The sequence below is a fragment of the Bradyrhizobium sp. S3.2.6 genome (genome assembly GCF_040546885.1).
GTDB classification, from domain to species: domain Bacteria; phylum Pseudomonadota; class Alphaproteobacteria; order Rhizobiales; family Xanthobacteraceae; genus Bradyrhizobium; species Bradyrhizobium cytisi.
In genome coordinates, this window is the sequence record NZ_JBEPOS010000009.1 from 94,774 (window position 1) to 113,995 (window position 19,222).

Consider the following 19,222-nt stretch of genomic DNA (forward strand, 5'->3'; position numbering starts at 1 on the left):
ATCTTCCTGCGCGCGGGGCTCTCCCCAGCCCCATTTTGGTTTACGCTGCCCGCCTCAATTCCCTTCAGGAGTTTTCCATGTCGACCGGCTGGATCGTTCTCGGCGTCATCGTCGTCCTCGTGCTGTTCGCCTTCAGCGCCTACAACCGGCTGGTGGCGCTCGGCCAGCGCGTCAGCCAGGCCTTTGCCGATATCGACGTGCAGCTCAAGCAGCGCCACGATCTGGTCCCGAACCTGGTCGAGACGGTGAAGGGCTATGCCTCGCATGAGCGCGGCACGCTCGACGATGTCATCAAGGCGCGCAATTCGGCGATGTCGGCGCAGGGGCCCGCGCAGGTGTCCGCCGCCGAGAACCAGCTCTCCGGCGCGCTCGGCCGGCTGATCGCGCTCTCCGAGGCGTATCCCGACCTCAAGGCCAACACCAATTTCCAGCAGCTCGCCAGCGAGCTCTCCGATCTCGAGAACAAGATCGCGGCGAGCCGCCGCTTCTTCAACAACGCGGTCCAGGAATACAATACCGGCATCCAGCAGATGCCCGCCGCTCTGTTCGCCGGCATGTTCGGCTTCACCAAGAAGGACTTCTTCGATCTCGGCGCCAGCCGCACCGAGGTCGAGGCGGCGCCTCAGGTGAAGTTCTGATCTGAGCCGACAGGCCGGCAGGGCAACGCGTCATGGCCGCGTATGGTCTCTACACGCACATCGCCTCGAACAAGTTTCGTTCGATGCTGCTGCTCGCCGGCCTGTTCGCGCTGGTCTATGTGCTGGTCTATGCCGGCGCGCTGGTCGCCGAAGTCGTCATCAACGGCAATGAGACCGTCGCCTATTATCTGAACCGGGCCTTCGCCGACCTGCTCAAGGCCGCGCCCTTCGCGACCGTCGCGGCATTTGCCTGGATCATTATCGCCTATTTCTTTCATCAATCGATGATCGATGCCGTCACCGGCGGCCATGACGTCACCCGGCAGGAGGAGCCGCGACTCTACAATCTGCTGGAAAATCTCTGCATCTCGCGCGGCATCACCATGCCGAAGTTGAAGATCATGGAGAGCCCGGCGCTCAACGCGTTCGCGACCGGCCTCAACCCGCGGCAATATGCTGTTACCGTCACCACCGGTCTGCTGAAGGCGCTGAACGACCGGGAGATCGAGGCGGTGCTGGGCCACGAGCTCACCCACATCAAGAACGGCGATGTGCAGCTGATGATCGTCGCCGTGATCATTGCCGGCGTGGTCGGCTTCTTCGGCGAATTGTTCTTCCGGCTGTTCACGAATCTGAGCTGGAGCTCCGGCGGCTCGTGGTCGTCGGGTTCCTCCTCCTCGTCGCGATCGTCCTCGTCGTCGAGCGACAGCAAGAGCTCCGGCGGCGGCGCAATCGTGGTCATCATCATCGCGGTCGTGCTGATCGTGGTGGCCTGGCTGGTGTCGCAGGTGGTCAAGCTCGCACTGTCGCGCTCGCGCGAATATCTGGCCGACGCCGGCTCGGTCGAGCTGACGAAAAACCCTGACGCCATGATCTCGGCGCTGCGCAAGATCGAGAACCGCGGCGAGCTGCCGGGTGCGACCTCGGCGGTGATGGAGCTGTGCCTCGACAATCCGCGCGAGGGCTTTGCCGATTTGTTCGCGACCCACCCGTCGGTGCAGTCCCGGGTCGATGCGCTGGTGAAGTTTGCCGGCGGCCACGATCCCGGTCCGCTGCCGCCGCCCGCCGACGAGACGGAAGAGCCGGAGGCGCAAGCCGACCGGCAAGACGCCCCGCCGCCGCTGCCGCAAGGCCCCTGGAACGATGCAGGCAGCCGGACCAGTCCGCCGCCCGTGCCCGCGCCAGCCCCCTCCGGAACCGCAGCCGGCAATCCGATCGGGAATCCCATGGGTCCTTGGGGCCGTCATTGAACACATGATTTGCCGCAACTTGCGGCGGGTTTCCCGGCGATTGGGAAAAACCTCGGGAATTGCCGCAACGGCGGCCTGCGGATTTGAATTCTCCCTTGTTTCTGCCATGTTCGCGCCCAACAGCAGACTTGGGACATCCTTGGGACATCGATTTGGGGCCCGGCCGATTGCGACCTCGCGATCGGGGGCGCGCGTTAGGGGACAGCAATGGCAAAGCCGGCAGTGGTTGTGGTGGGCGCGGACAAGGGCGGGGTTGGCAAGACCACGGTGTCGCGCACCTTGCTCGATTATTTTTCCGCCAACAACGTGCCGACCCGCGCCTTCGACACGGAATCCCCGCGCGGCACGCTGAAGCGCTTCCATCCTGACATCACCGAAATCGTCGACATGACGACGACGGCCGATCAAATGAAGATCTTCGATACGCTCAATGCGACCAGCCCATCGGTCACCGTGATCGACGTTCGCGCCGGCCTGCTCTCGCCGGCTCTGGCCTCGCTGCGCGATATCGGTTTCCTCGACGCCGCCAAGGCCGGCCAGATCACCTTCGCGGTGTTCCACATCCTGGGACCCTCGATCGCCTCGCTGGACGAGATCGCCGAGACGGCCGGTTTCATGACCGGCGCCAAGTATTTCCTGGTGAAGAACTTCATCAACGACACCCAGTTCTTCCAGTGGGACCAGTCGACCTACAATTCCTACTTCCACCGCATCAAGGATGCGACCGAGCTGACCATCCCCAAGCTCAACGAAATGGCCTATGAGCAGGTCGAGGTCTCCTCTGTCCCGTTCCTGAAATTCGTCGCCAACAAAGGCATCAACGACGATGCCGCGAACTATTCGTTCGTGCTGCGCGGTTATGTCCGGCACTGGCTGGCGAACGTCTGGAGCGAGTTCGACCGGATCCGCCTGACCGACATCGTCGGCTCCAAGCCGGGCGGCCGCAGCAGCGAAAAATAGTTGCAGAGTATGGGTGGATACGGCTGGATTGAGCGGTGAGTTCGCTCAGATAATAGCTCGTGATGCCCGCGACGCCCCTTTACATCATCTGCTCGCCCCGCCCGCAGGTCGGCAAGACCTTGCTGGCGCGGCTGCTCGCCGAATTCTTGCTGCTCAAGAACGGCAATGTCGCGGCCTTCGACGTCAATCTGAAGGAGCCGTCGCTGCTCGATTACCTGCCGAAGGTGACCGAGACCGCCGACGTGATCGACACTTACGGCAAGATGCAGCTGATGGACCGCGTCATCGTCGATGACGGGCTCGCCAAGGTCATCGACCTCGGCTTCCACGCCTTCGACGAATTCTTCAAGATGGCCGACGAGATCGGCCTGCTCAAGGAAGCGGCGCGCCGGCATGTCGCACCACAGATCCTGTTCGTCGCCGACACCGACCGCGTCTCCGCCCGCGCCCATGAGATGCTGCGCCTGCAGATCCCGCGGATGAACCTGATCACCGTCGACAACGAGTTCATCCTCCGCGGCGAGCTGCCGCCCGCGATGGCCGGCGGCCGGCTATTCCGGCTGCCGGCGCTGCCCGGCTTCCTCAAGACCTATATCGACCGGCTGAACTTCTCCTTCACCGGCTATTTGCGCCAGGAGAAGGACTCCTCGACCGAGCTGCACCAGTGGACCCGGCGCAATTACCTCGCCTTCCGCGAGCTCGAGCTCAGCCTGATCCTGCAGCGATCTTAGGTTACAAATTATACCCGGATAATATTGACTGCCGGCCGCGTTGGGCTTAGTGAGGCGATTATCAACGTCCCCTTCATCCAGAGCGCAGCCGTGAGCATCGACCGGAAAGCAGCCATCGCCGCCTACAAGGAGCGGAAGACCATTGCGGGCATCTACGTGATCCGCTGTGCGGCTTCGGGCGAGGCCTGGGTCGGCCAGGCCCCAAACCTGGAGACGATCCGGAACCGCATCTGGTTCTCACTGCGCCAGGGCGGCCACCCCTGCCGGAGCCTCCAGGCCGCCTGGAACGCGCACGGTGAGGCCGGCCTGACGTTCGACGAATGCGAGCGTCTGGAGGACGAAGAGACCGCCTATGTCAGGGACGCACTGCTGAAGGAGCGCGGGACGCACTGGCGGGCCGAGCTGAAGGCGGAGGCGATCTGACGATCGCAGCGATCGCTCAGTGCCCCTCGAACGTCATCAGCGTGCGCACCGGAACGTCCATGGCGCGGAGCTTGGCGGCGCCGCCGAGCTCGGGCAGGTCGATGATGAAGCAGGCGGCGACGACGTTGGCGCCGATCTGGCGCAGCAGCTTCACCGCGCCTTCCGCGGTGCCGCCGGTGGCGATGAGGTCGTCGACGAGGATGACGCGCTCGCCGGGCGAGATGGCGTCGACATGCATCTCCATCTCGTCGATGCCGTATTCCAGCGAGTACGCGATCCGCACGGTGGTGTGCGGCAGCTTGCCCTTCTTGCGGATCGGCACGAAGCCGGCCGAGAGCTGATGCGCAACCGCGCCGCCGATGATGAAGCCGCGCGCCTCCATGCCGGCGACCTTGTCGATCTTGTTGCCCGCCCAGGGGTTGACGAGCTCGTCGACCGCACGGCGGAAGGCCCGCGCATCCGCGAGCAAGGTCGTGATGTCGCGGAACATGATCCCCGGCTTGGGATAGTCGGGAATGGTGCGGACGCTCGCCTTCAGATCGTGGTCAAAGGTCATTGGTGCCTCTCAATTGACCGGCGCATCCAGCCGGAACGCATTCTCGACAATACGCAATCCCACCTCGTTGCTGAGCGACATCAGCGATTCCGGGTGAAATTGCACGCCGGCGACCGGCAAGGTCTTGTGCTCCAGCGCCATGGCGACGCCGTCCTCGGTGCTGGCGGTGACGCTCAGAACTTCGGGCATGCTGTCGCGCTCGACGAAGAGCGAATGATAGCGGCCGATCACGATCTCGTTCGGCAGATTGCGCATCAAGCGCCCGCCGCGGACCTGCACACGCGAGGGCCGGCCGTGCGCGGGATGGGTGAGCTGGCCGAGCTCACCGCCGAAATATTCGCCGATCGCCTGGACGCCAAGGCAGACGCCGAACACCGGCAGCTTGTTCTCCAGCGCCGCGTCGATGGTTGTCTTGATCCCGAAATCTTCCGGGCGGCCCGGGCCGGGCGACAGCACCAGCAAATCCCACCTCTTCTGCTTGAGCATGTCGAGCGCATGCACATAGCGGACCACGGTGACGCTGGCGCCGACCTGGCGGAAATAATCGGCGAGCATGTGCACGAAGCTGTCGTCGTGGTCGATCAGCAGCACGCGCTTGCCCGAACCGGTGGCATCGGGCGCAAACGCCGACAGCGGCTTCGGCGGATCGCCTCGCAGCGCCTGGAAAAGGGCTGCGGCCTTGACCTGGCATTCGCGGTCTTCCGCGGCCGGATCAGAATCGAAAAGACACGTGGCGCCGACGCGGACCTCGGCGAGACCATCCTTCATGCGGATGGTGCGGATGGTGAGACCGGTGTTGATGCTGCCATCGAAGTTCACCGCGCCGATCGCGCCGGCGTACCAACGCCGCGGCGAGCGCTCATGATCCTCGACGAACTGCATCGCCCATAGCTTTGGCGCACCGGTCACGGTGACAGCCCAGGCATGGGTGAGGAAGGCGTCGAGCGCATCGAATCCGGGACGCAGCATGCCCTCGACATGATCGACGGTGTGGAACAGCTTTGAGTACGTCTCGATCTGCCGGCGCGCCAAGACCTTGATCGTGCCGGGGACGCAGACGCGCGCCTTGTCGTTGCGATCGACATCGGTGCACATGTTGAGCTCGAACTCGTCCTTCTCCGAGTTCAGGAGCTGGCGGATCTGCTCGGCATCGCCGATCGCATCGGTGCCGCGCGCGATGGTGCCGGAAATCGGGCAGGTCTCGACGCGGCGGCCGTCGGAGCGCACGAACATTTCCGGCGAGGCCGACACCAGAAATTCTCCGTCGCCGAGATTCATCAGCGCGCCGTAGGGCGACGGGTTGATGACGCAGAGGCGCTGGAACACTTCCGCCGGCGAGCGGTCGCAGGGCTCGGCGAAGAGCTGGCCCGGCACCGCCTCGAACAGATCGCCGCGCGCAAAGGCAGCGCGGGCCGTTTCCACCGTGGCCTGATATTCGCCGGGCGCGTGATCGGCAAAACCCTGGCGCGGCGTCTTCTGATACGGGCTCTCGGCAGTCTCGTGCGGCAGGCCCTCGGTGGATTTGCCCTTCCACGCAAAATCGTAACTGATCACGACGCCGCGGCCAGTGGCGCGGTCATAGGCAAGCAGACGATCCGGGACGTAGAGCACGATGTCGCGCTGGTCTTTTTCGCGCGCGCGCTTCTGGACGAGGTCCTCGATCTGGAAGACGAGATCGTAGGCGAAGGCGCCGAACAGGCCGAGCAGCCCGTCGTCATTGGCGGAGAAGCCTGCGACGAGATCGCGTATCAGCGACATGACGCTGGCGCGCCGCGTGCGCTGGTCCTCCTCGATCGGCGCATCGCCGCGGATGATGTGGCCGGCAAGGCGCGAAGCGGTCTTCTCGGAGACCACGACGCAGGGCTCGCGCAGGACGTCAGCGAGGAAGGCGATCAGCACCTCGCCACGTGCGTTGAGCGCTTCGAGCTTGAAATTGACGCCAGTGGTTTCGAGCTTGAGCGGCGGATCGGAAAAGCCGAGGTCGAAGCTCTCGTAGCGGCCGGGCACGGTCGTGCCCGACGACAGCACCACGCCGCGGCGGCGGTCGAGCAGGCTGACGAGATCGTCGAGCCGGTTGGCGCCGCCGGTAAACTGCTCCGCCACGCGCGTGATCGCGAGACCTGCACGGGTCACATAGTCGCTTCTGGCCGGGAGGGCAAAGACGGTCCTGTTCATGGGGTCCTCTTACGAAACTTGCCGAGGGAACGCCACACAGGACAAACGATCAGGCCGCCGCGCTGTGCTGGCGACCTTCGACGATTTTGGGAAAAGAAATCGCACCGGCCACCTCTTAGGAGGTGCGCCACCAACGACGGGATGGGCGGGCTGCGGTGCTCATGCGCCGATACTCACCATGGCGCGGGGACGGCGTCAAGGGTGGGGCCGGAGCGGCAGCCCGGATGGAGTGCAACGCAATCCGGGATTCGCACCGCGATGAGAGCGCCCCGGATTACGCTGCGCTCCGTCCGGGCTACAACTCAGAGGCCGCACCGCTTCCAAAGGGCTGCCATTTCAGCCTCGCTGGCGAACTCGCCGCGTTCGGCTTGCTCAAGGCCTTCAACAATCGCGGCCCGATGCTCAGCCGGGACCTTGAAGACCTCTCGCTCGTGGCCCCTTTCCTCTTCGGATCGGTCTGGCACCGCCCTTACCCCAGATGCTTCCGGAAAAACTCCGTCGCCCTGCCCCAGGCGAGCTCGGCGGCTTCGCGGTCGTGCACGGCCTGGCGCTGCTCGTTGACGAAGGCGTGCTCGGCGTCATAGCGGAACAGCTCCAGCGACTTGCCGGCGGCCTTCATGGCCTTCTCGAAGCCGTTGACCAACTCCGGCGTGCACCAATCGTCCTTGTTGGCGAAATGGGCCTGCAGCGGGATCTTGACGTCGGCGGGCTTGGCCGCCTGCTCCGGCGGGATGCCGTAGAACACGACGCCGGCGGCGAGCTCCGGCACATGCACCGAGCCAATAATGGTGACGGCGCCGCCGAGGCAGAAGCCTGTTAGCCCGACCTTGACGCCGTTGCGCGACAGATATTGCGTAGCGCCGCGCACCGTCTGCGTGGTGGCGTCCATGAAGTCGAGCGAGTTCATCTCTTTGCCGGCCGCGTCAGTGTCGTGATACGGCACGACCTTGCCCTTGTAGAGATCGGGCGCCAGCGCATCGAAGCCCGCGAGCGCAAAGCGGTCGCACAGGCCCTTGATCTGGTCCGACAGTCCCCACCATTCCTGGATCACCACCACGCCCGGCGCATTGCCGCGTGCGGCATTGGCGAGATAGCCCGATGCGTCCTTGCCGTCCGGGCGCTTGAAGGTGATCGCGGTTCCCATGGTGTCCTCCGACGAGTTTCTGGGGGAATGTTGGGGTATTTTGGCCGCTGGAAGCGCGATAGGCAATCGCGCCAAACAACACACGCTCGTGTCCAACAAAAAGGCCCCCTTTTCGGGGGCCTTTTCATTCTCGTCTCGCGTGCGCGGCTCAGTGCGAGTCGGCCCAGACCTTCTTCTTGGTGAAGTACATCAGGAACGCGAAGATGATCAGGAACACGAACACCTGGAGGCCGAGGCGCTTGCGCGCTTCCATGTGCGGCTCGGCGGTCCACATCAGGAACGTGGTGACGTCCTTGGCATACTGCGCAACCGTCGCCGGCGAGCCGTCGTCATAGGTCACCTGGCCGTCGCTGAGCGGCTTCGGCATCTTGATGGCGTGGCCCGGGAAGTACTTGTTGTAGTAGGAGCCTTCCGGGATGGCCACGCCTTCCGGCGCCTTGTCCTCGAAGCCCTGGAGCACCGCCGCGACATAGTCCGGACCCTGCTCCTGGTACTGGCTGAAGAAGTCGATGATGAACATCGGGAAGCCGCGGCCATAGGAGCGCGCCTTGGTGATCAGCGACAAATCGGGCGGCGCTGCGCCGCCGTTCGCCGCGCGGGCTGCCTGCTCGTTCGGGAACGGCGAGGGAAAGTAGTCGGCCGGCCGGCCCGGACGCTCGAACATTTCGCCCTGGTCGTTCGGACCGTCCTTGATCTTGTAGTCGGAGGCAAACGCTGCCGCCTGCGCCACCGAATAGCCAGGGCCACCGGCTTCCGCGAGGTTGCGGAAGGCGATGTAGGACAGGCCGTGACAGTTGGAGCAGACCTCCTTGTAAACCTTCAGGCCGCGCTGGAGCGCACCGCGGTCATAGGTGCCCAAAGGGCCTGCGAACGACCACTTGTTGCCCGGCGGCTTGGTGCCGCCTTCCTCTGCGCGGACATCCTGCAAGGTGCCGACGAACAGCGCGCCGGCAGCGACGAGCGCGACCATGATAGAGGCCACGGCCTTGCCGCTCTTGGCGAGGATCGCCTCCGAGATCGAGTTCGGCACCGGCCGCGGCGTCTCGATGCGCGCGAGCAGCGGCAGCACGATCAGGAAGTAGGCAAAGTAGCAGACCGTCAGGACCCGGCCGGCGATCACGTAGATGCCTTCCGGCGGCTGCGCGCCGAGATAGCCGAGCAGGATGCAGACCACAACGAAGATCCAGAAGAACTGCTTGGCCAGCGGACGGTACTTCGACGACCGGGTCTTGGCGGCATCGAGCCAGGGCAGGAAGCACAGGATGATGATCGCCGAGAACATCGCGATCACGCCCGCGAGCTTGTTCGGGATCGAGCGCAGGATCGCGTAGAACGGCAGGTAATACCATTCCGGCACGATGTGCGGCGGCGTCACGCCCGGGTTCGCCGGAATGTAGTTGTCGGCGTCGCCGAGATAGTTCGGCATGTAGAAGATGAACCAGGCGTAGAGCAGCAGGAAGCAGGCAACGCCGAAGCCGTCCTTGATGGTCGCATGCGGCGTGAACGGCACAGTGTCCTTTTCCGTCTTCGGCTCGACGCCGTCAGGATTGTTCTGGCCGGCCACGTGCAGCGCCCAGACGTGGAGCACGACAACGCCCGCGATCAGGAACGGCAGCAGGTAATGCAGCGAGAAGAAGCGGTTCAGCGTCGGGTTGCCGACCGAATAGCCGCCCCACAGCAGCGTCACGATGCTCTCGCCGACATAGGGAATGGCGGAGAACAAATTGGTGATGACGGTGGCGCCCCAGAAGCTCATCTGACCCCACGGCAGCACGTAGCCCATGAAGCCTGTCGCCATCATCAGGAGGTAGATGATGACGCCGAGGATCCAGAGCACCTCACGCGGCTCCTTGTAGGAGCCGTAATAGATGCCACGGAACATATGGACGTAGACCGCGACAAAGAACATCGATGCGCCGACCGCGTGCATGTTGCGGAGCAGCCAGCCGTAATTGACGTCACGGACGATCAGCTCGACCGACTTGAAGGCGAAATCGGCGTGCGGCGTGTAGTGCATCGCCAGGATCACGCCGGTCAGGATCTGCACCCCGAGCATGAAGGAGAGGATGGCGCCGAAGGTCCACCAGTAGTTCAGGTTGCGCGGGGTGGGATAGACGACGAAGGAGGAATGGACGAGACCCAGGATCGGCAGGCGCCGCTCGATCCATTGCAGGGCCGGATTGCTCGGCTGGTAGTCGGATGGTCCGCTCATGATGCGATCCTGAGGAAATAATACGACAAGACGGTTCGAGGCTTCGGACGCGAGTCCGAAGCTCAGCCGATCTGGATTTTGGTGTCGGAAACGAACTGGTACGGCGGCACCGGCAGGTTCGCAGGCGCGGGCCCCTGGCGGATGCGGCCGGACGAATCGTACTGCGAACCATGGCAGGGGCAGAAGAACCCGTCGTAATTGCCTTCATGGGCGATCGGGATGCAGCCGAGATGGGTGCAGATGCCGATCACGACCAGCCACTGGTCATGGCCGGACTTGACCCGGGCCTCGTCGGACTGCGGGTCGGGCAGGCTCGCCACGGGAACGGCGCGCGCCTCGTCGATCTGCTTCTTGGTGCGGTGGCTGATGTAGATCGGCTTGCCGCGCCAGAACACCTTGATGTCCTGCCCCTCAGCGACCGGGCTCAGATCGACCTCGATCGGCGCACCGGCGGCGATGGTCGAGGCGTCAGGATTCATTTGGGAGATAAAGGGCCAGAGCGCGGCCGCGCCCCCTACTGCTGCAGCTGCCCCCGTTGCAACGAATAAGAAATCACGGCGTGTCGGATGGTCCGCCGAAGACGCTGTCGTCACGATTCCAACCCTTTCTTCTTATGCTGCCGACGGAACCGCTCCGGGAGCCCCCAAGGTCCCCGGAACAGCCTGCCGGCGCCCGCGGCCCCCCGCGGCGGCAGAACTTGGCTAGTCCCCACCAAAACAAGGCGAAAACAGCAGTCCAGAATCGTTCTATTGGCACCCTTGCAGGACGAGCGCAAGCCCGCTAACCGCGCAGGAGCGTGCAATGCACGAATTCCGCGGCTGGCGATGTTTTATTGAAACATTTCCGACCCACAACCGACCGACCGCTGCTCATGCAGATCGCACTTTTCCAACCCGACATCCCCCAGAACACCGGCACGATTCTGCGCCTGTGCGCCTGTCTGGGCATCGCCGCCCACATCATCGAGCCGGCCGGCTTCCCGGTCTCCGACCGGCATTTCCGCCGGGCAGGAATGGACTACCTCGACCATGTCAGCATCGTCAGGCACGATTCCTGGTCGAAATTCGAGGAGTGGCGCGTGGGCCAAGGCAACCGCCTGCTGCTGTTCACCACCAAAGCCGCCACCGACTACCGCGATTTCCGTTACCAGACGTCTGACATCCTGCTATTCGGGCGCGAGAGCGCCGGTGTCACCGATGCGGTGGTCGAGGCCGCGGACGCGCGGCTGGTGATCCCGATCACGCCCGGGCTGCGGTCGCTCAATGTCGCCATGAGCGCGGCGATGGCCGCAGGCGAAGCGCTGCGGCAGGTCCGGAACCCGCTCGATTGATATGACGAGGAGAGACCAGTGAGTTACGCGGTCAAGGAAATCTTCCTGACCCTGCAAGGCGAAGGCGCCCATGCCGGGCGCGCGTCCGTGTTCTGCCGTTTTGCCGGCTGCAACCTCTGGAGCGGCCGCGAGGCCGACCGCGGCGAGGCCACATGTCAGTTCTGCGACACGGATTTCGTCGGCACCGACGGCACGCTCGGCGGCCGTTACGGCTCGGCTGCGGAACTCGCCGACACCATCGCGGCGCAATGGACCGGAGCGGCCTCCAACCGCTACGTGGTGCTGACCGGCGGTGAGCCCCTGCTGCAGGTCGATGACGCGCTAGTCGCGGCGCTCCATGCCCGCGGCTTCGAGATCGGCGTCGAGACCAACGGCACGGTCGCGCCGCCGGAGGGACTCGACTGGATCTGCGTCAGCCCCAAGGGCGGCAGCGAGCTGCTGCTGCGCCAGGGGCACGAGCTGAAGCTGGTCTATCCGCAGGCCCTCGCCGCACCCGAGAGTTTCGAGAGCCTCGCCTTCGAGCGCTTCTCGCTGCAGCCGATGGACGGGCCCGAAATCGCAGAGAACACCGCGCGCGCGATCGACTATTGCCTGCGCCATCCGCAATGGCGGCTGAGCGTGCAGACGCATAAATCGCTCGGCATCAGATAGGATGGGTTGACGGACAGATGTGGGAATTGACGAAATCGTTCCGCTTCGAGGCGGCGCATTCGCTGCCGGGAACGACCTTTGGTGCGGCGAGCGAAGAGATCCACGGTCACTCCTTCCGCGCCGAGGTGACCGTGCGCGGCACGCCCGACCCTGCGACCGGCATGGTGGTCGATCTCGGCCTGCTCCAGCGCGCCATCGAGGAGGTGCGGCTAACGCTCGACCACAAGTTCCTCAACAAGATCGAGGCGCTGGGCACCCCGACGCTGGAAAACCTGTCGCGCTTCGTCTGGGAGCGGCTCGCTCATGTCGGCAAGCTCAGCCGCGTCAGCATCCATCGCGACAGTTGCAACGAGAGCTGCACCTATTACGGTCCGCAGGGCTGACGGCATGACATCCACATTGGACCCGAGCTTGATCGAAGACCGCAAGGCCCGCGCCCGCATCTGGTTCGAGCGCCTGCGCGACGACATCTGCGAAAACTTCGAACGGCTCGAGGATGACGCGCCGCAAAGCCTCTATCCCGGCGAGGCCGGCCGCTTCGTGCGCACGCCCTGGCAGCGCACCGATCACAGCGGGGCGGCCGGCGGCGGCGGCGTGATGTCGGTGATGTCGGGCCGCCTGTTCGAGAAGGTCGGCGTGCATTGCTCGACCGTGCATGGCGAGTTCGCGCCCGAGTTTCGCGCGCAGATTCCGGGCGCGGCTGAAGACCCGCGCTTCTGGGCCTCCGGCATCTCGCTGATCGCGCACATGCGCAATCCGCACGTGCCGGCGGTGCACATGAACACGCGCTTCGTCGTCACCACCAAGGCGTGGTTCGGCGGCGGCGCCGATCTCACGCCGGTGCTCGACCGCCGACGCACGCAGGAGGACGCGGACACAATCGCCTTCCACGCCGCGATGAAGCAGGCCTGCGACCAGCCCAGCGGCGTTGCCGATTACGACAAGTACAAGAAGTGGTGCGACGAGTATTTTTATCTGCCGCACCGGAAAGAGGCGCGCGGCATCGGCGGCATCTTCTACGACTGGCACGACAGCGGCGACTGGGACGCCGACCTCGCCTTCACCCAAGACGTCGGCCGCGCGTTCCTCAAGATCTATCCCGACATCGTCAGGCGCAATTTCGCTAGCACCTGGACCACCGAGGATCGCGAGGAGCAGCTGATCCGCCGCGGACGCTATGTCGAGTTCAACCTGCTCTACGACCGCGGCACCATCTTCGGCCTCAAGACCGGCGGCAATGTGGATTCGATCCTGTCGTCGCTGCCGCCGGAGGTGAAGTGGCCATGACGACGATCAAGCCCGCAATCAAGCCGCTGCCGCGCGCCATGCTGATCGACATGGACGACACCATCCTGTCGGCCTATGGCCGGCCCGAGATCGCCTGGAACACGATCGCGGAAGAATTCGCCGAGGAGCTCGCACCGCTGCCGCCGCGAGAGGTCGCCACGGCCGTGCTGGCCTATGCGCGGCAGTTCTGGTCGAGCGCGGAAGCTGCGTGGCGGATGAAGCTCGGCGAGGCGCGGCGGCTCACGGTGCGCGGCGGCTTCGCCGCGCTCGCCGCTAACGGCCATCGCGCCCTCTCCGACGATCTTGCCGCGCGCCTCGCCGACCGCTTCACCACCTATCGCGAGGAAGCGATCTTCGTTTTCCCGGGCGCGCATGATGCGATCGACGCGTTGAAGGCGCACGGCGTCAAGCTCGCGCTGGTCACCAACGGCGCCGCCGACATGCAGCGCGCCAAGGTCGAGCGCTTCGAGCTGACCCATCGCTTCGATCACATCCAGATCGAGGGCGAGCACGGCTTCGGCAAGCCGGAGGAGCGCGCCTATCTGCACGCGATGGAGGCGCTCGGCGTCGCCGCCGAGGACACCTGGATGATCGGCGACAATCTGGAATGGGAGGTCGTGACGCCGCAGCGGCTCGGCATCTATGCGATCTGGATCGACGTGCACGGCGACGGTCTGCCCGCAGGCTCGACCGTCAGGCCCGACCGCATCATCCGCTCGCTGAGCGAGCTGGTGCCGGGCTGAAATCTCGAAAACAACCCCATGCACAGTAGGACGTGGCTCGCGAATTCAACAGCTTGCCGCAAAACAGAACGCAGCTGCTGATTTTACGAAATCAGTTGACGCGTCGGGCAAAACAGGCGCATGATGCCATCATCGCCGCGCCTGGGACGGAATAATCCTGAAGCGAATATCGAGCGATCTCCCACGCGAACTCTGCCATCGACGTTTCGCAGTCCACGCAAGCCGGCGCACTTCACGGGTCCATAGCCCGTGATCGGCGTGTCATCACGGCTTGCTAGGCTCCGCTCCCGTCGATCAACCCGAAAGGACCATCCATGGAACTGAAAACCGGCGACGTTGTGATGCTGAAATCCGGCGGCCAGCCGCTGACCGTCGCAGAGGTGAAGGGCGACGACATCGTCTGTCTCTGGATGGGCTCGGAGGGCGATCTGTTCCGCGAGACGCTGCCGCTGGCCACGCTCGAGCGTCTGGAAATCGACGACGAGGACGACGAAGACGAGGAAGAAGACGACGAGGACGACGAGTAGGCGCGCCTAGGATCTTATCCTCGTTAGGTCGGAGCGCTTCGCTCCCGCCCCGATGTCCGCTTCTCTGCCAGCAACGGCGAAGAGCGGACATCGCTGGATGTCGCGGAAGGGCATCTGCTGATATGGCCTGCTATTCGATCACCTCGTCGGCGCGAGCGATCAGCACCGCTGGAATTTCGAGCCCGAGCGCCTTTGAGGTCTTGAGATTTATGACCATCTCAAACTTTACAGGTTGTTCAACCGGGATGTCGGCGGGCTTTGCGCCCCCGATAATTTTTGCCACGTAGCCGGCCGACCGGCGGTACATATCCGGAAAGCTCGGACCGTACGATAGCAGCCCTCCCTCTCTGACGAAGGCAGCGCCATACCAAATCGATGCCAATCGATAGCGTCCTGCCAACTCGATCAGTCGCTTGCGATTATAGTTCAGGAAGGGAGATGCCATCGTTACAAGCGCATCCGCGCCTTGTTCCTTCGCGTGCGCGAATGCACCGTCAAATTCGCCGGGATCAGCGACCTGTACGATCATTGGTTCAAGCTTGAGCGCACGCGCAGTCGCCTGTACTTCAGCCACTCCGGCCTGCCCTACCTTCGGGTCGTGCAGGACCATGATCCTTGTAGCTGCTGGTACAGCCTCCTTCAGCACTTCCACCCGTTTGGCTTCCAAATCTGTGCCAGACATCGCCAAGCCGGTGACATTGCCGCCCGGTCGGCTGAGGCTCTGAACGACTCCCGTCCCAATCGGATCACTGATGATTGCAAATACGATGGGCGTCTTGGTTCCAGTGGCCATGAGCGCAAGTGTCGCCTCTGAGCCGGCAGTGATGATGACGTCGAGATCGCGCTGTCCGAGAGCTGCTGCCAGCTCTTTGACGCGGTTTGGATCGCCTTCGCCCCACAGGTAATCAACCTCAATCGTTCTGCCCTCGACGAGGCCATTCTCGAGCAGACCTTGTTTGAACCCTGCGATCTGCCGAGGATCGAAGGCGCCCGGGCTCCCAACGCCTAAGTATGCGACGCGGGCGATATGATCGTTCTTTGATTGAGCGCACGCCGGTAAAGGCAACACTGCGGCGCCAAGGCCGGCTACGAAATCGCGTCGTCTCATGTTAACCCCGCGGAATAAAGGCCTCGCGAAACGCCTATCGCAGCCCAGGTGCTGGGGCAACCATCCATGGCTCTCAGCTCAGGCGCTGACAGGGTCCGATGTCCGAATGGGTCAAAATGCGAAATACTCGACCTGCGCAAATCTAGTCCGCCATGCCTCACTCAGCGGACCTCGACGAGGTGCGCCGCTACTTCGCTGATGGGCCAGAAGCGGACTAACGGTGCCATGCACAGTCTATTGCTGCGATGTGCTTTCAAGCAGCCGGTCGCGAACCTCCTCCGATACAAAGCGCTCCACCCGCTGCCATGCCTCGTCGTTGTCGCCGCGGAACTGGAAGTATTTCCTAAACAGGATGCGCTGGGATTTTGTATCGATAGCAACGGTCTGCGCAAACTGCACCAGCGTGCTCATCTTATGAAAGCCGCCGATGATCAGGATCTGTGCGCCGTCCTGTGACGCCGCGCGCAGCCGATCGCGCAACGTCGGTCCATCGGTCGGACAATTTGAAGCGCAGGAGGACGGCACAAGCTCAAAACGGTGGTCCGCCGTGACATCGTCCCGCAGCGCGGTCATGAAGACCCGCAATCGCTTTTCATGCACGGCCGTCTGATCGGTTGGCTCGTTCGACGTGTCTTTATATTTGAAATCGTCGACGGAGACAGCCAGGGCGTGGCCGGGGGTCTCGGCGGATGCTTCCGAGATGAGGCTGGATCCCAGGAACAGAGCGGCTGCGGAAACAGCGTGCAGGATTGAGCTGCGGCGCATAGCGATGCTCCTCCGCCGAATCCATCTTAGCAGATCGTTTCTTTCCGTCTCCCGTCGAAGAAATTAATCCTTGGTAACGCTACGCGGCCGTCCATGGCAGCGCGGCGGTCTGCGACGGCGAGCAATGGGCAAAGCTTTTCTTAGGCGCGCGCCCGGATTTTGGGCTGAACGGGCAACCGATTGGAGGCCATTCCGATTGATCAAGCCGCTACTATTGCCTTCTTCGGGAACTCGATTGAGTGGTCGTGGCGCGGCAGCCGGATTTGTCGTAGAACGTGCAGGTCGAAAGGTCTGTATTCATGGCGCAAGAGCGGCCGTCGCGGGTCGAGCGCAGATTGTCGGCGATTTTGGCCGCCGACGTGGCGGGCTATTCGCGGCTCATGCACCATGACGAGGAGGGTACGCATGCCAAACTAATGACGCTCCTAATGGAGGCTGTATACCCAGCAATCGCCGAGCACGGTGGCCGCGTCGTGAAGAACACAGGCGATGGGTTTTTGGCGGAGTTCGCCAGCGCGGTAGAGGCGGTTAGAGCTGCGATGCAGTTCCAGACCCGGACTCACGAACTTACGATCGACGAGGCCAAAGACGATCGCATTGCCTTTCGGGCGGGGATCAATATAGGCGACGTAATAGTTGAGCCGCATGACATTTTTGGGGACGGTGTGAACATTGCGGCGCGGCTTGAAAGCATCGCAGAGCCAGGTGGTATCTGCATCTCGTCTTCCGTGCATGATCACGTCAGAGGTAAAATCGGCGTTGAGTTCGCTGATTTGGGCGAGCAGAACCTCAAAAACATCGCCCTTCCGGTCCGGACTTATGCAGTGGTCCGGGATGGGCCAAGCTCCGCGACACAGGTTGAACGCGCAAGCCAGGGCCCGCTTTCAACGCCGCGTCTTTCAATCGTCGTGCTGCCTTTCGTCAACCTCAGTGGTGACCCCGAGCAGGATTACTTTGTCGATGGTGTAACCGAGAGTTTGACCACGGACTTGTCGCGCATCAGTGGTTCATTTGTAATCGCAGGCGACAGTGCCGTCTCATACAAGGGTAGACCAGTCGATGTACGGCAAGTCGGCCGCGAATTAAACGTTCGCTACGTATTCGAAGGTTCAGTGCAACGCAGTGGCAAGCGGCTTCGGATGAACGTGCAGTTGATCGATGCCAGGAGCGGCCAGCATCTTTGGGCCGAGCGCTTCGAGAAACCTGTCGTCAACCTGTTCGACATGCAGGACGAAATCGTATCGAGGCTCGCCAATACATTAGGTGCGCAGCTCATCGTGGCTGAGGCGCGACGAGCCGAGCGTACGCTGCATCCCGATGCGATGGACTTGTACTTCCAGGGCCGGGCCTGGTTGATGAAGGGGTTTAGCCCTGAAGACGTAACGCAGGCGCGGAGTCTCTTCGAACGCGCTCTGGAGTTCGACCCCGGCAACGTCGAAGCAATGATTGGCCTGGCGACTGTTGATACGGCAATTGGGTCCAGCTTTACCACGGATGATGGGCCTGCGCGGTTTGCAGCGGCTGAGGCGATGGTGAATAAGGCATTGTCGATCAGGCCGAACTATACTTCAGCCCACTCGGCGCGGGGTTGGGTCCAGATCTTTACGAACCGGGCCGCCCAAGGCATCCGTGAATTCGAGCATGCGTTGGCGCTGGACTCGAATAGGGCCAACTCTCATGCCGCCCTTGGTTTTGCCAAATTCTATTTGGGTCGCGCTGCCGAGACCGAAGGCCATATACGCGAGGCTTTACGTCTCTCCCCTCGCGACGTTGAAGCCTACCAGTGGACGTGTTTTGTGGGCGTGGCGAAGCTACAGCTTGTTTTGGACGTCGAAGCCGTCAATTGGCTACGACAAAGCACTGAGGCGAACCGCAACTTTCCTATCGCTCATTTGTCGCTCGCCGCAGCGTTGGGCCTGACCGGCGCGCTCGATGAGGCGCGAACTGCTGCGAGAACGGGACTTGCGCTCAACTCAGGTTTCACCATCCGTCGTTTTGTCGCTGCTCAACAAAGTGACAACCCGGCTTTTCTTGCCGGGCTCAAGCGCACGTGTGAAGGCTTTCGCCTCGCTGGCGTGCCGGAAGGGTGATGGGCGCTTCCGGTCAGAAGCCGACTTCAGCGCGTTCCTGCCCTACGCCCGCTTTGGGTCAAAATGCGAAGAACTCAACGTGAGCAAATCTAGTCCGCCATGCCTCAACAAGCGGACCTCAACAAGGTGCGCCGCTACTTCGCTGATGGGCCATCGGACTTGCGCAGCCCGACGCGCGTCAAACATCGGCCGAGCCTAGGCGCTCTGCCTGCCGGCATCGAGAATGTCGAGCACCGGGCAGTCGGGCGTAGCACCGTCGGAGCATTGCGCGACCGTTTCTGCCAAGATGGCTTCAAGCTTGACAAGATCCGAGAGTTTATTGCGAACGTTCGCCAGATGCGTGCTGGCAATCTTGTGCACATCGGCACACGAAGCGCGCTCCGGCCCTCCTAAGACCAGCAAGGCGCGAATCTCCTCGAGAGTGAATCCGAGGTCGCGGGAACGCCGGATGAAAGCCAATGTGCGTTTTTCGGCTGGTCCGTATGCCCGTCGACCGCTTGCGGTTCGGGGCGGCGCCGGCAACATTTTGATCCGCTCGTAATAGCGGATGGTCTCAATGTTCACGCCGCTATCCCTGGACAGCTCACCAATTGAGATGCTTTCGGCTCCCGAAGGCGTGATGGTGCGCATGA

At 63.1% G+C, this 19,222-nt stretch carries 20 protein-coding genes; 12 read left to right on the forward strand and 8 right to left on the reverse strand.

Annotated features, from left to right (window positions below; genetic code table 11):
• Positions 1 to 77: 77 nt before the first annotated feature.
• The 5 genes from ABID58_RS18115 (at position 78) to ABID58_RS18135 (ending at position 4,002) form a co-directional block, all read left to right on the forward strand.
• Positions 78 to 638, forward strand: coding sequence for a LemA family protein (locus tag ABID58_RS18115; protein WP_354033662.1), 561 nt, complete (start codon positions 78 to 80; stop codon positions 636 to 638).
• A 32-nt stretch (positions 639 to 670) separates the two neighbouring features.
• Complete coding sequence (locus ABID58_RS18120) at positions 671 to 1,888, forward strand: M48 family metallopeptidase (protein ID WP_354033663.1); 1,218 nt, start codon at positions 671 to 673, stop codon at positions 1,886 to 1,888.
• Positions 1,889 to 2,095: 207 nt separating this feature from the next.
• Positions 2,096 to 2,848, forward strand: coding sequence for a P-loop NTPase family protein (locus ABID58_RS18125; RefSeq protein ID WP_148750091.1), 753 nt, complete (start codon positions 2,096 to 2,098; stop codon positions 2,846 to 2,848).
• 62 nt (positions 2,849 to 2,910) lie between these two features.
• Entirely contained in the window at positions 2,911 to 3,579 is a 669-nt protein-coding gene (locus ABID58_RS18130) for a P-loop NTPase family protein (protein ID WP_187434715.1), read from the forward strand.
• A gap of 90 nt (positions 3,580 to 3,669) precedes the next feature.
• Complete coding sequence (locus ABID58_RS18135; protein ID WP_354033664.1) at positions 3,670 to 4,002, forward strand: GIY-YIG nuclease family protein; 333 nt, start codon at positions 3,670 to 3,672, stop codon at positions 4,000 to 4,002.
• 16 nt (positions 4,003 to 4,018) lie between these two features.
• Here the strand turns inward: ABID58_RS18135 and ABID58_RS18140 are convergent, their stop codons facing one another.
• The 5 genes from ABID58_RS18140 to petA form a co-directional block, all read right to left on the reverse strand.
• A complete protein-coding gene (locus ABID58_RS18140) occupies positions 4,019 to 4,558 on the reverse strand; it encodes an adenine phosphoribosyltransferase (RefSeq protein WP_027529190.1) in 540 nt (179 codons plus the stop codon).
• A gap of 9 nt (positions 4,559 to 4,567) precedes the next feature.
• Positions 4,568 to 6,733, reverse strand: coding sequence for an anthranilate synthase component I (locus ABID58_RS18145; protein WP_354033665.1), 2,166 nt, complete (start codon positions 6,731 to 6,733; stop codon positions 4,568 to 4,570).
• Between the two features lie 469 nt (positions 6,734 to 7,202).
• Entirely contained in the window at positions 7,203 to 7,877 is a 675-nt protein-coding gene (locus ABID58_RS18150; RefSeq protein WP_354033666.1) for a dienelactone hydrolase family protein, read from the reverse strand.
• 148 nt (positions 7,878 to 8,025) lie between these two features.
• Positions 8,026 to 10,089, reverse strand: coding sequence for a cytochrome b/c1 (gene fbcH, locus ABID58_RS18155; RefSeq protein WP_354033667.1), 2,064 nt, complete (start codon positions 10,087 to 10,089; stop codon positions 8,026 to 8,028).
• 62 nt (positions 10,090 to 10,151) lie between these two features.
• The gene (petA, locus tag ABID58_RS18160; protein ID WP_148750101.1) at positions 10,152 to 10,682 is read right to left on the reverse strand and encodes a ubiquinol-cytochrome c reductase iron-sulfur subunit; all 531 of its coding nucleotides are present in this window, start codon (positions 10,680 to 10,682) and stop codon (positions 10,152 to 10,154) included.
• Between the two features lie 278 nt (positions 10,683 to 10,960).
• Between petA and ABID58_RS18165 the strand changes: the two genes are divergently transcribed.
• From ABID58_RS18165 to ABID58_RS18190, 6 genes are all read left to right on the forward strand, one after another.
• Complete coding sequence (locus ABID58_RS18165; RefSeq protein ID WP_354033668.1) at positions 10,961 to 11,419, forward strand: tRNA (cytidine(34)-2'-O)-methyltransferase; 459 nt, start codon at positions 10,961 to 10,963, stop codon at positions 11,417 to 11,419.
• Positions 11,420 to 11,437: 18 nt separating this feature from the next.
• Positions 11,438 to 12,070, forward strand: a complete 633-nt coding sequence (queE, locus tag ABID58_RS18170) for a 7-carboxy-7-deazaguanine synthase (protein WP_354033669.1) — start codon at positions 11,438 to 11,440, stop codon at positions 12,068 to 12,070.
• A 17-nt stretch (positions 12,071 to 12,087) separates the two neighbouring features.
• Positions 12,088 to 12,453, forward strand: coding sequence for a 6-pyruvoyl trahydropterin synthase family protein (locus ABID58_RS18175; RefSeq protein ID WP_148750108.1), 366 nt, complete (start codon positions 12,088 to 12,090; stop codon positions 12,451 to 12,453).
• 4 nt (positions 12,454 to 12,457) lie between these two features.
• Positions 12,458 to 13,357 carry an oxygen-dependent coproporphyrinogen oxidase gene (hemF, locus tag ABID58_RS18180; protein WP_354033670.1) on the forward strand — a complete coding sequence of 300 codons (900 nt, stop codon included), beginning with the start codon at positions 12,458 to 12,460 and terminating at the stop codon, positions 13,355 to 13,357.
• Positions 13,354 to 14,100 carry an HAD family hydrolase gene (locus ABID58_RS18185; protein ID WP_354033671.1) on the forward strand — a complete coding sequence of 249 codons (747 nt, stop codon included), beginning with the start codon at positions 13,354 to 13,356 and terminating at the stop codon, positions 14,098 to 14,100. The genes hemF and ABID58_RS18185 overlap by 4 nt, the downstream gene beginning before the upstream one ends.
• Positions 14,101 to 14,414: 314 nt before the next feature.
• A complete protein-coding gene (locus ABID58_RS18190) occupies positions 14,415 to 14,627 on the forward strand; it encodes a YodC family protein (protein WP_354033672.1) in 213 nt (70 codons plus the stop codon).
• A gap of 130 nt (positions 14,628 to 14,757) precedes the next feature.
• On the opposite strand, the gene ABID58_RS18195 is transcribed toward ABID58_RS18190, so the two are convergent.
• Both ABID58_RS18195 and ABID58_RS18200 read right to left on the reverse strand, forming a co-directional pair.
• Positions 14,758 to 15,735: an ABC transporter substrate-binding protein gene (locus ABID58_RS18195; protein WP_354033673.1), complete on the reverse strand. Its 978-nt coding sequence runs from the start codon at positions 15,733 to 15,735 to the stop codon at positions 14,758 to 14,760.
• Between the two features lie 234 nt (positions 15,736 to 15,969).
• Entirely contained in the window at positions 15,970 to 16,500 is a 531-nt protein-coding gene (locus tag ABID58_RS18200; protein ID WP_354033674.1) for a DUF2380 domain-containing protein, read from the reverse strand.
• A 299-nt stretch (positions 16,501 to 16,799) separates the two neighbouring features.
• Here ABID58_RS18200 and ABID58_RS18205 point away from each other — a divergent pair, with 299 nt between their 5' ends.
• Entirely contained in the window at positions 16,800 to 18,590 is a 1,791-nt protein-coding gene (locus ABID58_RS18205) for an adenylate/guanylate cyclase domain-containing protein (protein ID WP_354033675.1), read from the forward strand.
• Between the two features lie 195 nt (positions 18,591 to 18,785).
• Here the strand turns inward: ABID58_RS18205 and ABID58_RS18210 are convergent, their stop codons facing one another.
• Positions 18,786 to 19,220, reverse strand: a complete 435-nt coding sequence (locus tag ABID58_RS18210) for a MerR family transcriptional regulator (protein WP_354033676.1) — start codon at positions 19,218 to 19,220, stop codon at positions 18,786 to 18,788.
• Positions 19,221 to 19,222: the final 2 nt, after the last annotated feature.

Excerpts from the sequence above, each read along its gene's own strand:
- fbcH (WP_354033667.1), bottom strand. The coding sequence starts at position 10,089 with ATGAGCGGACCATCCGACTACCAGCCGAGCAATCCGGCCCTGCAATGG.
- ABID58_RS18190 (WP_354033672.1), top strand. The coding sequence starts at position 14,415 with ATGGAACTGAAAACCGGCGACGTTGTGATGCTGAAATCCGGCGGCCAG.
- ABID58_RS18120 (WP_354033663.1), top strand. The coding sequence starts at position 671 with ATGGCCGCGTATGGTCTCTACACGCACATCGCCTCGAACAAGTTTCGT.
- ABID58_RS18140 (WP_027529190.1), bottom strand. The coding sequence starts at position 4,558 with ATGACCTTTGACCACGATCTGAAGGCGAGCGTCCGCACCATTCCCGAC.
- ABID58_RS18200 (WP_354033674.1), bottom strand. The coding sequence starts at position 16,500 with ATGCGCCGCAGCTCAATCCTGCACGCTGTTTCCGCAGCCGCTCTGTTC.
- ABID58_RS18185 (WP_354033671.1), top strand. The coding sequence starts at position 13,354 with ATGACGACGATCAAGCCCGCAATCAAGCCGCTGCCGCGCGCCATGCTG.
- ABID58_RS18195 (WP_354033673.1), bottom strand. The coding sequence starts at position 15,735 with ATGAGACGACGCGATTTCGTAGCCGGCCTTGGCGCCGCAGTGTTGCCT.
- hemF (WP_354033670.1), top strand. The coding sequence starts at position 12,458 with ATGACATCCACATTGGACCCGAGCTTGATCGAAGACCGCAAGGCCCGC.
- ABID58_RS18145 (WP_354033665.1), bottom strand. The coding sequence starts at position 6,733 with ATGAACAGGACCGTCTTTGCCCTCCCGGCCAGAAGCGACTATGTGACC.
- ABID58_RS18130 (WP_187434715.1), top strand. The coding sequence starts at position 2,911 with ATGCCCGCGACGCCCCTTTACATCATCTGCTCGCCCCGCCCGCAGGTC.
- ABID58_RS18150 (WP_354033666.1), bottom strand. The coding sequence starts at position 7,877 with ATGGGAACCGCGATCACCTTCAAGCGCCCGGACGGCAAGGACGCATCG.
- ABID58_RS18210 (WP_354033676.1), bottom strand. The coding sequence starts at position 19,220 with ATGCGCACCATCACGCCTTCGGGAGCCGAAAGCATCTCAATTGGTGAG.
- ABID58_RS18125 (WP_148750091.1), top strand. The coding sequence starts at position 2,096 with ATGGCAAAGCCGGCAGTGGTTGTGGTGGGCGCGGACAAGGGCGGGGTT.
- ABID58_RS18115 (WP_354033662.1), top strand. The coding sequence starts at position 78 with ATGTCGACCGGCTGGATCGTTCTCGGCGTCATCGTCGTCCTCGTGCTG.
- ABID58_RS18205 (WP_354033675.1), top strand. The coding sequence starts at position 16,800 with ATGGCGCAAGAGCGGCCGTCGCGGGTCGAGCGCAGATTGTCGGCGATT.
- ABID58_RS18165 (WP_354033668.1), top strand. The coding sequence starts at position 10,961 with ATGCAGATCGCACTTTTCCAACCCGACATCCCCCAGAACACCGGCACG.
- ABID58_RS18175 (WP_148750108.1), top strand. The coding sequence starts at position 12,088 with ATGTGGGAATTGACGAAATCGTTCCGCTTCGAGGCGGCGCATTCGCTG.